This is a genomic window from Terrisporobacter muris (assembly GCF_024621905.1).
In the GTDB taxonomy this organism is placed as follows: Bacteria; Bacillota; Clostridia; order Peptostreptococcales; family Peptostreptococcaceae; genus Terrisporobacter; species Terrisporobacter muris.
On record NZ_JANKBY010000060.1, the window covers coordinates 1 to 14,883 of the forward strand.

11 protein-coding genes, 1 tRNA gene, 1 pseudogene and 1 riboswitch are annotated in these 14,883 nt (G+C 29.0%); of the genes and pseudogenes, 10 read left to right on the forward strand and 3 right to left on the reverse strand.

Annotated features, from left to right (window positions below; all coding sequences use genetic code 11):
• The first annotated feature begins 270 nt into the window (after nt 1–270).
• Nucleotides 271–843 (forward strand): TVP38/TMEM64 family protein, encoded by a 573-nt coding sequence (locus NSA58_RS06895; protein WP_052232977.1) that lies wholly within the window; start codon nt 271–273, stop codon nt 841–843.
• Nucleotides 844–925: 82 nt separating this feature from the next.
• Entirely contained in the window at nt 926–1,432 is a 507-nt protein-coding gene (locus NSA58_RS06900) for a GNAT family N-acetyltransferase (RefSeq protein WP_039679674.1), read from the forward strand.
• A gap of 127 nt (nt 1,433–1,559) precedes the next feature.
• Nucleotides 1,560–1,645, forward strand: a riboswitch (cyclic di-GMP riboswitch).
• Between the two features lie 291 nt (nt 1,646–1,936).
• On the opposite strand, the gene NSA58_RS06905 is transcribed toward NSA58_RS06900, so the two are convergent.
• Nucleotides 1,937–2,563 (reverse strand): peptidylprolyl isomerase, encoded by a 627-nt coding sequence (locus NSA58_RS06905; protein WP_074429164.1) that lies wholly within the window; start codon nt 2,561–2,563, stop codon nt 1,937–1,939.
• 177 nt (nt 2,564–2,740) lie between these two features.
• On the opposite strand from NSA58_RS06905, the gene NSA58_RS06910 reads away from it, so the two are divergent.
• Nucleotides 2,741–2,816 (forward strand) — tRNA-Lys (locus NSA58_RS06910).
• Nucleotides 2,817–3,142: 326 nt separating this feature from the next.
• Nucleotides 3,143–4,489 carry an MATE family efflux transporter gene (locus NSA58_RS06915; protein ID WP_039679673.1) on the forward strand — a complete coding sequence of 449 codons (1,347 nt, stop codon included), beginning with the start codon at nt 3,143–3,145 and terminating at the stop codon, nt 4,487–4,489.
• A gap of 43 nt (nt 4,490–4,532) precedes the next feature.
• Here the strand turns inward: NSA58_RS06915 and NSA58_RS06920 are convergent, their stop codons facing one another.
• On the reverse strand, nt 4,533–6,296 hold the full coding sequence (locus NSA58_RS06920; protein ID WP_074429165.1) for a GH25 family lysozyme: 1,764 nt from the start codon (nt 6,294–6,296) through the stop codon (nt 4,533–4,535).
• Between the two features lie 186 nt (nt 6,297–6,482).
• Here NSA58_RS06920 and ade point away from each other — a divergent pair, with 186 nt between their 5' ends.
• From ade to NSA58_RS06950, 6 genes are all read left to right on the forward strand, one after another.
• Nucleotides 6,483–8,222: an adenine deaminase gene (gene ade, locus NSA58_RS06925; RefSeq protein WP_039679672.1), complete on the forward strand. Its 1,740-nt coding sequence runs from the start codon at nt 6,483–6,485 to the stop codon at nt 8,220–8,222.
• Between the two features lie 305 nt (nt 8,223–8,527).
• Complete coding sequence (locus NSA58_RS06930) at nt 8,528–9,844, forward strand: amidohydrolase (protein WP_039679671.1); 1,317 nt, start codon at nt 8,528–8,530, stop codon at nt 9,842–9,844.
• A gap of 3 nt (nt 9,845–9,847) precedes the next feature.
• Nucleotides 9,848–10,960 (forward strand): BMP family ABC transporter substrate-binding protein, encoded by a 1,113-nt coding sequence (locus tag NSA58_RS06935; RefSeq protein WP_074429166.1) that lies wholly within the window; start codon nt 9,848–9,850, stop codon nt 10,958–10,960.
• Between the two features lie 221 nt (nt 10,961–11,181).
• Nucleotides 11,182–12,735, forward strand: coding sequence for an ABC transporter ATP-binding protein (locus NSA58_RS06940; RefSeq protein ID WP_039679669.1), 1,554 nt, complete (start codon nt 11,182–11,184; stop codon nt 12,733–12,735).
• Nucleotides 12,728–13,816, forward strand: a complete 1,089-nt coding sequence (locus NSA58_RS06945) for an ABC transporter permease (RefSeq protein ID WP_039679668.1) — start codon at nt 12,728–12,730, stop codon at nt 13,814–13,816. Before NSA58_RS06940 ends, NSA58_RS06945 begins: the two co-directional genes overlap by 8 nt.
• Nucleotides 13,816–14,733: an ABC transporter permease gene (locus NSA58_RS06950; RefSeq protein ID WP_039679667.1), complete on the forward strand. Its 918-nt coding sequence runs from the start codon at nt 13,816–13,818 to the stop codon at nt 14,731–14,733. The genes NSA58_RS06945 and NSA58_RS06950 overlap by 1 nt, the downstream gene beginning before the upstream one ends.
• A 20-nt stretch (nt 14,734–14,753) precedes the next feature.
• Here the strand turns inward: NSA58_RS06950 and NSA58_RS06955 are convergent.
• A pseudogene (locus tag NSA58_RS06955) lies at nt 14,754–14,883 on the reverse strand (tRNA-guanine transglycosylase); the annotation flags it as partial.

Consider the following 14,883-nt stretch of genomic DNA (forward strand, 5'->3'; position numbering starts at 1 on the left):
ATTAAAATTGTAAAATTTAAAAAGTGTTAAATTTATTGCAAAAATAGAATCAAAATTTATTGAATAATAAGTGTATTGAAGCAAGAATTTATTAAATCTATTTGGTTAACATAAGTACAGTTGGAAAAGAGAAGAATACTTTAAGTCAGGAGGGAAATTGCTATAAAAAAATTAGATAAAAAGAAAAAAATTCTATTAATTGGAGGAGTAATATTTCTACTAGTTATTGCTATTCTAGGATTTACAGTAGGAGGCAAAATAGTTTCCCTTGTGAAAAATCCAAAAGAGTTTAGAACATGGGTAAATGACATTGGAATATGGGGTAAATTTATTATGATAGGTATTTCTGCTTTTCAAATTATTGTAGCAGTCGTACCTGGGGAGCCTATTGAAATTGCATCAGGTTATGCTTTTGGATGGTTTTGGGGATCAGTTTATTGTTTAATTGGAACCTTGATAGGGCAAATGGTGGTATTTTTATTTGCAAAAAAGTTTGGAATGGATTTTGTTGAAATATTTGTATCAAAAGAAAAATTAGAAAAGATGACCTTTTTAAAAGATAATGAAAAAATATATATGACCATATTTTTTATTTTTTTAATTCCAGGAACGCCAAAGGATGTTCTTTCTTATGTAGCAGGAATTACGCCTATTAAATTATTACCATTTTTATTAGTTTCAGGAGTGGCTAGAGTACCATCGGTTATCTCCTCTACTATTGGAGGAAGTTATCTTGGAACAAAGAATTACACCATGGCAGCTATTGTATTTATAATAACCTTACTTGTAAGTGGCATATTATTTTTTATTTATAAAAGACATGAAAAAAAGAAAAGTAAATAATTTATTAGATATGAAAAAGCTCTCTTTATTAGGAGGGCTTTTATAATATAATAAATATAAATAGATAAAAGGAGAGTGTTGTATGGAATTTAGAAAGTCGAGAAAGTCAGATATAAAAGAAATTATAAATATTATTGAAGAAGCTCAAAGTTATTTTAAGGCGAATGGTATCGATCAATGGCAAAATGGATATCCAAATGAAGAAAGTATAATGAATGATATTGAAAGTGATGAGTCATATGTTTTATTAAAAGATGATAAAGTAATTGCTACAGCGTATTTGTCTTTTTCTGGTGAAAGTGATTATGATGTTATATATGATGGAAAGTGGATTAGTCAAGGAGATTATGCTGTTGTACATAGAGTAGCCGTTTCTAGTAATATAAAAGGTCACGGAGTAGCTGGAGAGTTATTCAAATACATAGAGAAAATTTGCTTAGAAAATAATATAAAACATATTAAAATTGATACTCATAGACAAAATCAATCAATGCAAAGGTTCTTGAGCAAGAATGGATTTGAGTACTGTGGTGTAATTTATTTAGAAGACGATTCTGAGAGGATAGCTTTTGAAAAGGTATTAGGGTAAAAAAGTATCTAAAGTATGCCTTAATTGCAAATAAAAGGTGATTTTAAATAAAAATAAAAAAATACAAAAAAATATAAATAAATACTAGCATATGTGAAACAAAGTGTATATAATTTATAGTGTAATAGCTAAATATTGGCAAATCTAGAGAAATCTAGAGACGCAAAGCTATAGGGGCTAAGGTTAATCACACTATGCCAGCCAGTTGCCGAAGAATAAAAAGTTCTTTGTTGTCATAAACTTAAGCTATTTTTTACAAAGGTTTATGATTTTAAACTTGAATGGCAACTACCAACAAATGGTAGTTTTTTTATTTTAGGCTTGGTAGTAAAACCCCGTATTTAAACAACCCCATGTTTAAATACATCAAACCCTATATTTAAATATAGTATAATCCCCATTATACAAATATTTAAATGTAACATACCCCATAATTAAGAAAAGACGGTAATTTCACCCCTGAAATTCCGTCTTTTTTGTATTTAAATTTGACATAAATAAAATTTAGATTTTTTCTGGCTCATCATATTTTACACCTTTAGTGTCTACTTTTATAGATTCTATAACTATAGTTTTTACAGGTTTATCGTTTGAGCCTGTTTTTGAATTTTCTATTTCATGTACTATATCTAGACCACTTGTAACCTTGCCAAATGAAGCATACTGACCATCTAAATGAGAAGCTTCTTTAGTCATTATAAAAAATTGACTACCACCACTATTTTTGTTTTGGCTTCTGGCCATAGATAAAATACCTTCTGTATGTTTTAAATCATTTTTAAATTTATTTTTAGTAAACTCACCTTTAATACTGTATCCTGGACCACCTGTACCATCGCCATTTGGGTCTCCACCTTGTATCATAAAGTCTTTTATTACTCTGTGGAAAGTAAGTCCGTCATAAAAACCGCTGTTAGCTAAAGATATAAAGTTGTTTACAGTGTTTGGAGCTATATGAGGATAAAGTTCAGCCTCAATAGTTCCATAATTTTTAATAATGATAGTTGCTACAGGAAGTTCTTCTGGAGGTGTTCTAACTTCATCATTCATTTCACTTTTAGAACATCCTACAAGAGCCATTGCTCCAGCTAATAAACTTGCTAAAATTCCTTTTTTTCTTTTGTCAGTCATAATTTACCACCTTTTGTTTTTAATTATAATTATTTATTATATCATAAATACAAATCAATAGTTTAAAATGAATTGAAACTGAAATTTAATACATAATTATAAGTTTAATATATAGAATTAAGTGAATAATAGATAATAATAAGGGAAGATTAAGAATAAATATTAAATAAAATTCATGACTCATTAGCTCAGTCGGTAGAGCACCTGACTTTTAATCAGGGTGTCCCGAGTTCGAGTCTCGGATGGGTCACCAAAAAGGTGTATTAATTTTAGTACATCTTTTTCACGTTTATAACTAAATAAAAAATTGTTTTGTTGAAAATGATTTCATAAAGGGAGGTTAAAATATACTTATTGACCTATAATTTCTTATCTGATATCATTTATAAGATTGAAAAATTAATGCAGACATTATTAAAGTAATGGTTGCTTTTTTTATTATACAAAGAAATTATAAATTATTTGATTTATAAATAATTTATGTCAGAGTAATAGATGTATATATAGAGCTAGAAAAATATTATTTACAGCATAATAAAATTTTGATAGCTTAAAAAATAAAGATAGGAGAAGCTGTATATGACTAACGATATGACTAAGGGGAATCCTTTGAAAATTTTCATATTCTTTTCTATACCTTTATTAATTGGAAATGTGTTTCAACAATTGTATAGCATGGTTGATACGATTATAGTTGGAAGATTTGTAGGGGTAGATGCACTAGCAGCAGTTGGTTCTACTGGATCTATGTTCTTTTTGGTAAATGGTATGATATTAGGGTTAACTAGTGGATTTGGAGTGCTAGTTGCTCAAAAGTTTGGAGCAAAAAATGAAGTAGGTGTAAAAAAGGCAGTAGCTAGTAATATTACATTAACATTAATTTCGACTCTTTTAATGACAGTAATAGCTTTACTAGTTAAAAATCCTCTTCTTAGAATGATGAATACACCAAATAATATTTTTAATAATGCAGATACTTATATAACAATAATTTTCGCAGGACTTATAACTCAAGCGCTTTATAATATGGCAGCGGGAGTACTTAGAGCATTAGGTGATAGTAAGACACCTTTATATTTTTTAATAATCTCATCTATTCTTAATGTTATTTTAGACTTGGTATTTATAGTTAATTTTAAAATGGGGGTATCAGGAGCAGCTTATGCTACTAATATTGCACAAGGGTTTTCAGCTATTTTATGTTTAATTTATAGTTATAAGAAATTCCGAGTTTTAAGATTAAAAAAAGAAGATTTTAAGGTTGAATCAAATTATTATAAAAAACATTTAAAAATTGGTATACCTATGGGATTACAATTTTCAGTAACAGCAATTGGTATCATAATAGTCCAAAGTGCTATAAATGTATTCGGATCAACTGTGATAGCATCATACACAGCATCATCTAAAGTTCTTCAACTTGTTATGCAACCATCAACTTCATTTGGTGTAACAATAGCAACTTATGCAGGACAAAATTTAGGTGCTGGAAGATTTGATAGAATAAAAAATGGGATGAAAATAATGAATAAAGTATCAATAGTTACGAGCTTAATAGCAGGATCTGTTCTTGTATTTCTTGGGAAATATTTTGTCACTTTATTTATGGAAAATCCAACTCCTGAAATATTTAAATATGCTCAACTAGTATTTAATTATTCAGCTATATTCTTTATACCATTAGGATTTATATTTGTATATAGAAATGTACTTCAAGGTATGGGAGAATCTTTTGTACCAATGATGGCAGGAGTTTATGAGTTATTGGCAAGAGCTATAATTGCATTCACATTGCCAAAGTTTATAGGATTTACTGGTATTTGTTTATCAGATCCTATAGCATGGATATCTGCATGTATACCGCTTATGATAACTTATTATAGAAAAATGAAAAAAATAGAACTTGAAAATAAAGGTATTGCTTAGTAAGCAATACCTTTATTTTTTTAACATATATTATATTCTTTGATTATTTACTAGAAATTGACTTTATAGGACTATAAGAACTATAAACTTTTTTGTTATTTACTATTTTATAGGCCCTTACTTTATAGTAGTAGGTCTTACCTTTAGTTAGACCTGTATTAGTATAATTCAAATTACTTGTAGTTGTTCTTTTGGAATAAGTACCTTTTTTACTAGTTGAACTATAAACATCATAGCCTTTGGCTCCAGAGACTTTGTTCCATGAAACTTTTATACTTTTACTTTTTGGTGTTGATAACTTTACTGAAGGTGTAGATAATTTTGTTTCTCCGTTTATTATGCTTGAATAATATCCATAGTACCTTTGTCCATTAATAGTTTTAAATGATTTTATTTTATAATAATATTTTTTATTACTATATAAATTAGAATCAGTATAACTTAAAGTGGAATTATTAGTAATATCTTTTACTTTAGTATAAGTTCCATTTTTACTAGTCGATCTATACACTCTATATCCATTAGCGCTTGAAACTTTTGACCAACTTAATTTTATACTTGAAGAAGTAGTACTTGAAACTTTAGTATTTGTTACAGTTTTGGGAACAATTTTAAAAGTTATACTTTTTGCACCAGTATAATTACCTTTACCCTTTATAGTAGCAGTTGCAGTTCCTACGTTAGTGTTTTTTTCAAATGATACAGTATAATCTTTATTTTTTACTAGAGTTTTATTATTATATTTAACACTTATACTGGGTGTTATTTTGCTACCTGTATATTTTTGATCTGAAATAGAACTTATAGTAGTTTTTGACATACTTATAGGATTACTCTTAAAGTAATAGTTTAGATCTACATTGCCATTTATGCCATTAACTTTTCCAGTTTGGCTATATTGCCACATGGTGTATTTTCCCCAGTAAGTACATTTATCATTATACTGAGCTATCCAAAAATCATAAGAATTTCTTAGAGCATCACTAAGATAATATTTAGAAACTGTTTTGTTTGTATATATACCACATTTATATCCGTTTGATTTTAAATTAGATAAAAATGTTTTACAAATATTAGACACTGAACTTAAACTAAGGTTAAAATTACTTTCTTGAGCTAGCTTTAGAGTATATTCTTCATAGTCAAAGAAGACAGGAAAAGATAATTTACTTTTGTAAGGTGAAATTACTTCCATACATTTTTGAGATTCATCCTTTGCACCATTAACTGTATAAGCATTGGAGAACCAATAAACACCAACTTGGATTCCAGCAGCTAAAGCGCCTTTTATATTTTCTTTAAATTTGCTATCTTCTTTAGTGCCACTACCAGCACGAATAATAGCAAATTTCACACCATCATTTTTTACTTTTTCCCAGTTGATATCTCCTTGATGATAACTCACATCTATTCCTTTTATAGAAGTTGTATTACTAGGAATATAAGATTTATCTTCTCCTAATAACTTAATATAATCTGCAGAAACATAGCCAAAGCTATTTGAATAAGATATTTTATACCATGGATCTGTTACTACATTCTTACCATCTACTTTTATAATTTTAGCAATACTATCTAAAATATTTACTGAGTTACCGTTTTTTATAGAACCTATCTTTGAAGCGGATGTAGAAGGTTTAGACCTTACATTCAACTCTCGAGTAGATATCCAAGATGGTATATCAACATATCCTTTAGAAAGTGTAGAATTTTCTGTGGCAAAAGAGTAGCTTAAATTTTGAAAGCTACAAAAACTAATCATACTAGCTAAAAAAATAGCTAAAAATTTTCTTATTAAATTCCTCATAAATTTATCCCCTTATTACATAATTTACATGATGTTACAAATATGTATAAATATATTATAGGGTATTTAAGGTTTAAGAGAAATATTTGTATGAAATAAAAAAAATATTTTAATAAAAAAACTTGACTAGGAATATAAATATGATATTATAGGATTTAAAAAATATTTGATAGTTGGGAGAATATTATGTACATTAGTGAATTAATCGACAGATCAATGAAAAATAAAAATCCAAATTTAGTATTAAAAAATGCAAATATAGTTAATGTATTTACACACGAAGTTATAGAAGGTGATTTGGCAGTACATGATGGAATAATAATAGGTATTGGAGAATATACAGGAGATATTAACATAGACTTAAAAGGAAAATATATAGCACCGGGTCTTATAGATTCCCATATTCACATTGAATCATCTATGTTGTCGCCAGGGGAATTTTCAAAAGCTATAGTCCCTAGAGGAACGACTACAATAATTACAGATCCACATGAAATAGCTAATGTTTGTGGTCTTGATGGAGTTGAGTATATATTAAATTCAACGGAAGAATTGCCTTTAAATACATACGTTATGTTACCTTCATGTGTTCCGGCAACTAATTTTGAAAATTCAGGAGCAATACTTAAGGCTGACGATTTGGAGAAATATATAAACCATCCAAGGATTTTAGGATTAGGGGAAATGATGAATTACCCTGGTGTCATATATAAAGATAAAGACGTAATGGATAAGCTGAAGTTAGCTCACAAAAACAACAAAAGTGTGGACGGTCATGCGCCTCGTATAAATGGAGAAGGTTTAAATGCATATGTTTTAAGTGGAGTAAATACAGACCATGAATGTACAACAGAAGAAGAAATGTTAGAAAAATTAAGACTAGGCATGTATGTTATGATAAGGGAAGGTTCGGCAACCAAAGATCTTAAAAACCTTATAAATGGTGTTAATCAATATAACTATCAAAGAATTTTATTATGCACGGATGATAAACACCCAGAGGATTTATTAAAAGAAGGTCATATAGATCATAATGTAAGGTTAGCTATAAAAAATGGGATAGATCCAATAACGGCAATACAAATGGCAACCATAAACGCGGCAAATTGTTATAACTTAAAAAATGTCGGGGCTATAGCTCCAGGATATAAGGCAGATATAATAGTATTTGATAACTTAGAAAACTTTAATATAGAAGAAGTATATAAAGATGGAGAATTGGTAGGGAAAGATAAAAAACCTTTGTTTACAACAAAAGAAAAAGATTTTTCTAAAGTTTTAAAAACTGTTCATCTTTCTAAAATAAATACAGATAATATACAAATTTACTTTGAAAAAGAAGATGGTGAAGAAGATGTAAATATTATTTCGTTAAAGCCGCATAGTTTAATAACTGAAAAGGTAAAAGCTAAGGTCAAAATAGTTGATAATAAGTTTGAATATGATAATGAAAAAGATATATTAAAATTAGCAGTAATAGAAAGACATAAAAATACAGGCAATATAGGTATAGGATTAGTAGAAAATTTCAAATTAAAAAATGGTGCTATAGCTACAACCATATCTCATGACTCACATAATATTATAGTTGTGGGGGATAATGATGAAGATATAGTAAATGCTGTAAATAAAGTTATAAGTATGGAGGGTGGAATTGCAATCTCATCTTCTAATGAAATTCTAGAAAGTTTATCTTTAAATATTGGTGGGCTAATGAGTGATAAAAATATAGAGTATGTTAATTCTAAGTTTAGTAAACTAGTAGATATAGCTTATAACTCATTAAAAGTAAGTAAGGATATAGATCCATTCTTAACCTTAGCATTTTTGGCATTACCAGTGATACCTAATATAAAACTTACAGATAAAGGATTATTTGATGTAGAAGAATTTGAATTTATAGATATAAGTTCTAAAACAAACTAAACATATATGAAATAAATACGAACAAATGATAAAGAGTAAAATGTAAAATTCGAATATAATGTAATAAGATAAGGAATCTGACTAAATGTTGGATTCTTTTTTATTGAGATTTATAACTTTTACTTGTTAAATGTTGAAAAATAATACTATTTTATGATGTGAGACAAATGAAATATAAAAAATAGAACAAAAAATAGTAGAAAAAACGCGAAATATGTTGAAATTTAATCCAAACATGATATAATAAAAACGGAAAACGAACTAAATGAAAATGAAAAAAACAATAGTTCGTGTAGAGGTGTATTATGGATAATAGAATTTGGAATGAAATAAATTCAATAAAAAATGAAATGATTAATTTAGGTGAAAACATATTTGAAAATCCTGAACTTGGTTTTAAAGAGTTTGAAACTAATAAATTAATTTGTAAAATTTTTGATAAGTATGATATTGATTATAAAAATGATATAGCTATAACAGGAATTAAAGCTACACTAGATTCTGGAAAAAAAGGTCCTCATATAGGTCTTTTATGCGAAATAGATTCGGTTCCTAGTACAGACCATAAATACTTAGGAAAAAAAGATGAATGTGCTCATTCTTGTGGTCACTATGCTCAAATAGGCACAATACTTGGTTCATTTATTGCATTAAAAGAATCTAAGGTTATAAATGAATTAGGTGGAAAGATTTCATTTATAGCAACACCTGCAGAAGAATATTGTGACTTTAATTATAGAGAAAATTTAATTGAAGAGAACAAAATATCTTATATGTCGGGTAAACAAGAAATGGTAAGATTAAATACGTTTAATGATATTGACTTAATAATATCTTGTCATTCTATGCCACCTAATGATAAATATTATACAGAAATAAATTCAAGTTTAAATGGATTTTTAGGTAAAAAAATTACTTTTAAAGGAGTTTCATCACATGCAGGACTTAATCCATGGGATGGAGTAAATGCACTAAATGCAGCAAATGTAGCTTTAAATGCAATAGCTTATTTAAGAGAAACATTTAAAGAAGAAGATACAGTAAGGGTTCACTACGTAATAAGTGAAGGTGGGGCAAGTGTTAATAGTGTTCCTGAAAAAGTAGTTTTAGATATGTACATAAGAGCAAAGACATTAGATGCAATAATGGATGTAGATACTAAGGTAAATAGAGCGATAAAAGGTGGAGCATTAGCACTTGGAGCTCAAGTTAAGATTTCGAATACAGGAGGATATTTACCTCTTACTCAAGATAAGAATCTTACAGAAGTATTAAAAGAAAATATGCTTAAATTTATGGATGAAGATAAAATTCTTAAAGACTGCCATTCTTTTGCTAGTGGAGATATAGGAGATTTATCTTATATAATGCCAACTGTTCAAATAGGAGTATCAGGATTTGCAGGAAGAATTCATGGTAATGATTTTAGAACAGAAGATAAATACTTAGCATATGAATTACCTATGAAATATATTACATCATCAGTAATAGATTTATTAAAAGATGATGGTAAAAAAACAAAAGAAATATTATCAAAGTATGAGCAAAAGCTTAACTTTGATCAATATATAGAACTATTAAATGATACAAACAATACACAAGTTTACAACTGGGAGGATTAGTAAATGTTTAAGAAAAAAATATTATCAACACTATTAGCAATAGGATTAAGTGCTACTTTCTTGGTAGGATGTGGAGCAGGAGGAGAAGATACAGCTTCTAGCTCAGATAAAGTAAATGTGAAATTATTAGTAACAGGAGCATTAGGAGATAAAGGTATAAATGATTCAGCAAATGCTGGAGCAGAAAAAATAGAAGAGCAATTTGGTGATAAGGTTGATGTTGAAGTTGTAGAGATGGGATTTGATCAAACTAAGTTTGAACCAGCTTTAATAGATGCATCAGAATCAGACGCTGATGTTATAATAACTGGTGGTTGGGATATGAAAGAGCATGTTGAAAATACAGCAGAGCTTTATCCTGAAAAGAAATTCTTAATATATGATACAGATGTAAATTATGATGAATATAATTTAGAAAATGTATATTCAATGACATATAAGCAAAATGAAGCAGGATTCTTAGCTGGTACTTTAGCAGCTTTAGTTACTACAAGTGACATGGAACTTGCTAATAAAGATAAAGTTGTAGGATTTGTTGGAGCTAGAGATACATCAGCAGTTATAAACGACTTCTTAGTAGGATACATAGAAGGAGCTAAGTTTATAGATAAAGATATGAAAGTTGAAGTAGCTTATGTAGGTTCATTTACAGATACAGCAAAAGCTAAAGAATTAACATTAGCTCAATATTCAAATGGAGCAGATGTAGTGTTTACAGCAGCTGGACCAGCTTCAGCAGGATCAGTAGAAGCAGCTAGAGATTCTAAAAAATATGTTATAGGTGTGGATAGTGACCAAGCATTAGCTTACGAAGGAAAAGAAGAACAAAAATATATAATTTCTTCAGCGTTAAAAAGAGTAGACAACTCATTAGCTTTAACTATGGAATCTTTCTTAGATAATTCATTACAATTCAATAGCCACAATGTTTTAGGAGCAAAAGAAGGTGTTGTTGAATTAGCTGAAAATGATATATATACTTCAACTATAAGTGAAGAAATAAGAAATAGAGTAACTGAAATATCTAAAGAATTAAAAGATGGTAAAGTAGAAGTTAAGTCTGCATTAGGTATGAAAGAAGCTCAGTTAAAAGAAGTAATAAACTCAGCAAAGTAGAAAATATATAAAATATTAAATAAATATAAGGGCATAACAAAAATGTTATACCCTTATAAAAAATTCGCTATGCTCATGGCGCCAACGATATACCTTTGTTATCACTACAGGTATATCCGTTGCTTAAAATTCGCTATGCTCATAGCGCCAACGATATATCTTTGCTATCGCTGCAGATATATCCATTGCTTAAATGAAAATAATAATCGGGAGTGTGTTAAATGACAAAAGAAATATTAAAAGTAAGTAATTTAACAAAAGTATATCCTGGTGGTGTAGTTGCAAACTACAATGTAAATATTGCTATAAACGAAGGTGAAATTCATGCACTTATAGGTGAAAATGGTGCAGGCAAGTCAACTCTAATGAAAATGCTATTTGGAATGATGCCACAAACTAGTGGTGATATATATGTAAATGGAGAACAGGTAAACTTTTCTTCATCTAAACAAGCCTTAGAAAAAGGTATAGGGATGGTGCATCAACATTTTATGTTGGTGCCCTCTTTAAGTGTGGCAGAAAACTTGATTTTAGGTCATGAAACCTCTAAATCAGGGTTTATAAATATAGAAGAAGCCATAAAACAAACAGAAGAAATTTCAACTAAGTATAACTTAAAAGTTGACGCAAGAGCTAAAGTAAAAGACATTTCAATAGCAATGAAACAAAAACTAGAAATATTAAAAGCATTATATAGAGGTGCAAAGATATTAATTCTAGATGAACCAACAGCAGTACTTACACCACAAGAGATAGAAGAGTTATTTAAACAATTAAAATTACTAAAAGAGCAAGGATACACAATAATATTTATATCTCATAAGCTTCACGAAATAAAAGAACTTTGTGATAGGTTGACTGTTCTAAGAGATGGTAGAACTATGGGAACTTATTCAGTAAGTGAGCTTTCTGAGCAAGAAATATCTAAATTAATGGTTGGACGTGATGTTGATTTAAATATTGAAAAAACAGAAGGAAACTTTGAAAAGACAGTTTTAAAAATTGACAACTTAACAGTTAAAAATCAATTTAAGAACGTAGTAGTAGATAATATGAGCTTTACAGTAAGAGAAGGACAAATATTAGGTGTTGCAGGTATAGAAGGAAACGGACAATCAGAACTTGTAAATGCCATAATAGGAACTACTGATATAGTAAGTGGAAAAATATCTTTAAAAGATAAAGATATTACAAAAGAATCTATATTAAAAAGACAGGAAATGGGAATATCTCATGTATCTGAAGATAGATTGCATTTTGGTAGTGCACCAAACCTTTCAATAGAAGACAATGCTATATCTAAAATATATGCGTCAAAAGAATTAAATAAAAAAGGATTACTAGATTTAAGAAAAGTAAAAGAATTTACAACTAATTTAGTAAAAGAATTTATAGTAAAGCATGATAATACAAAACAATCTATAAAAGATTTATCTGGAGGAAATATACAAAAGGTTATAGTAGGACGTGAATTTTTATATGACTCAGATCTTTTAATAGTTAATCAACCAACTCGTGGAATTGATGTTGGGGCAATAGAATTTATAAGACATAAGATATTAGATATGAGAGAGGCTAAAAAAGCCATACTTCTTATATCATCAGATTTAGGAGAAGTTTTATCTTTAAGTGATAGTATAATTGTTATGCACGAAGGTAAAATAGTAGGTTACATAGAGGATGCTAAGAATGTAACTGAAGAAGAATTAGGTCTTTACATGCTAGGAGTTAAGCATGACAGTGAGGAAGTAATTGGAGGTGCTTATTATGCATAAAGACAAAAAGTTTAATATACTTAAATATTTTGATTTATTAAGATTATTTGTTGCTATAGGTATAGCACTTATTATAACAAGTGGAATAATATTTTTAGTTAGTGAAAATCCAACTAAAGCCTTATCTACTTTACTTTTAGGACCAGTAAGCTCAAAAAGATATATATTTAATGTGCTTGAAATGATGGTTCCGTTAATGTTTACAGGTTTATCATTAAGTTTAGTTTTTAAATCAGGAAACTTCTCAATGATAACAGATGCATCTTTCTATATGGGGGCAGTTATAGCATCATTTGTAGCTATAATGATACCACTACCAGGAGGAGTTCATCCTATGGTTGCAATAGTTATAGCAGGTTTTATAGGTGGGCTTATAGGAAGTATACCAGCATTTTGCAAGGTTAAATATAAAGCAAATGAACTTGTTACTTCATTAATGCTTAATTATGTATTTTTCTATACAGGGCTTTATATAATAAATAAGTTTTTAGCAGACAGACAAGCTTCTAACTTTGCTTCACTTAAGTTTTTAAATACTGCTCAACTTTCTACTATTGTTAGTGGGACAAGACTTCATAGTGGATTTATAATAGCTATTATAGTTTGTGTATTATTGTATATTTTCTTAACTCGTACTAAATGGGGTTATGAAATAAGAATAGTAGGGTCTAATCCAGAGTTTGCAAAATACTCAGGAATAAATACTAAAAGATGCATACTTTATACTTCATTTATATCAGGATTTGTGGCAGCTATAGGAGGTGCTATAGAAAAGCTAGGGATGTATAGACGTTTCCAATGGTCTCAAGCTCCGACATATGCTTGGGATGGAGTTATAATATCTATACTTTCATCTAATAATCCAATATTTATACCAATAGCAGCATTTTTCCTATCATATGTGCGTGTTGGTGCAGATATAATGTCAAGACAAACAGATGTACAAAATGAAATAGTTGCTCTTATACAAGGTGTAATAATACTTTTAGTTACAGCTGAAAGATTCTTATACTTTATAAAACAAAGAAAAGAAAGCCAATTAGCTTTAGCAAATAATGAAAACAAAGGGGGCGATAAGTAATGGAAGCTCTATTTGATATCTTATTAAAAGATGGTTTTTGGTTTGCTGTTATAAGATCCACAACTCCTATACTTTTAACGACTTTAGGAGCTATGATAGCTGCTCGTGCAGGAGCTAGAAATATAGCGCTAGAGGGTACAATGTTAACAGCGGCATTTGTTGGGGTAGCAGCAAGTCATTTTACACAAAGTGCTTTTGCAGGTTTAGCATTTGCAGTACTTTCAGGAATAATAATGAGTAATATAATTGCTTATTTTGCTCTTAAATTAAAATCAAATATAATAATATCTGGTATATCGTTAAACTTAATGGCATCAGGAATGACAGTATTTGGTTTATATTTATTAACAGGAGATAAGGGAGCGTCAACTTCTTTAAATTCTTTAGTTTTACCTAATATAAATATACCAATAATAGAAAATATACCAGTAGTGGGAAACATATTATCAGGACATAATATATTAACGTATGTGGCATTAATACTAGTATTACTTGTTTGGGTGATGTTCAAATATACAAAATTAGGACTTAGAATTAAAGCTGTTGGAGAAAGTCCAGAAGCTGCGGAATCTGTAGGAATTAGTGTTAATAGAGTTAAATATATAGCATTAACAATGAGTGGAGCATTAGCAGCCCTTGGTGGAGCATTTTTATCTATGGGATATGTAACACTATTCTCAGCAGGTATGACATCAGGAAGAGGATATATAGCACTTGCTACTCAAGCCATGGCAGGATCTAATCCAGTTGTAGGGCTTTTAACATCAAGTCTATTTGGATTCACGGAAAGTATGAGTAACTATTTACAAGGGGCAAAACTTCCAATAGAGTTTATTCAAATGTTACCTTACCTTGCAATAGTAGTTATATATGTAATTTACTGCGCTAGTAAAACAAAAAAAGAAAATAGTTTATAAAAAACTATATAGATACTAAATAGTTCCATAGCTTTTTCTGGAGATATGAAATGTTTAGATCCATCTATATGTGATCTGAAGTGAACTCCTTCTTCAGTTATTTTTCTAAGTGGTCCTAGAGAAAATACTTGGAACCCACCACTATCTGTT

Bases quoted from the DNA above. Each gene is read 5' to 3' on its own strand.
- NSA58_RS06945 (WP_039679668.1), top strand. From the start codon at position 12,728: ATGCATAAAGACAAAAAGTTTAATATACTTAAATATTTTGATTTATTA.
- NSA58_RS06920 (WP_074429165.1), bottom strand. From the start codon at position 6,296: ATGAGGAATTTAATAAGAAAATTTTTAGCTATTTTTTTAGCTAGTATG.
- NSA58_RS06930 (WP_039679671.1), top strand. From the start codon at position 8,528: ATGGATAATAGAATTTGGAATGAAATAAATTCAATAAAAAATGAAATG.
- NSA58_RS06935 (WP_074429166.1), top strand. From the start codon at position 9,848: ATGTTTAAGAAAAAAATATTATCAACACTATTAGCAATAGGATTAAGT.
- ade (WP_039679672.1), top strand. From the start codon at position 6,483: ATGTACATTAGTGAATTAATCGACAGATCAATGAAAAATAAAAATCCA.
- NSA58_RS06940 (WP_039679669.1), top strand. From the start codon at position 11,182: ATGACAAAAGAAATATTAAAAGTAAGTAATTTAACAAAAGTATATCCT.
- NSA58_RS06915 (WP_039679673.1), top strand. From the start codon at position 3,143: ATGACTAACGATATGACTAAGGGGAATCCTTTGAAAATTTTCATATTC.
- NSA58_RS06900 (WP_039679674.1), top strand. From the start codon at position 926: ATGGAATTTAGAAAGTCGAGAAAGTCAGATATAAAAGAAATTATAAAT.
- NSA58_RS06905 (WP_074429164.1), bottom strand. From the start codon at position 2,563: ATGACTGACAAAAGAAAAAAAGGAATTTTAGCAAGTTTATTAGCTGGA.
- NSA58_RS06950 (WP_039679667.1), top strand. From the start codon at position 13,816: ATGGAAGCTCTATTTGATATCTTATTAAAAGATGGTTTTTGGTTTGCT.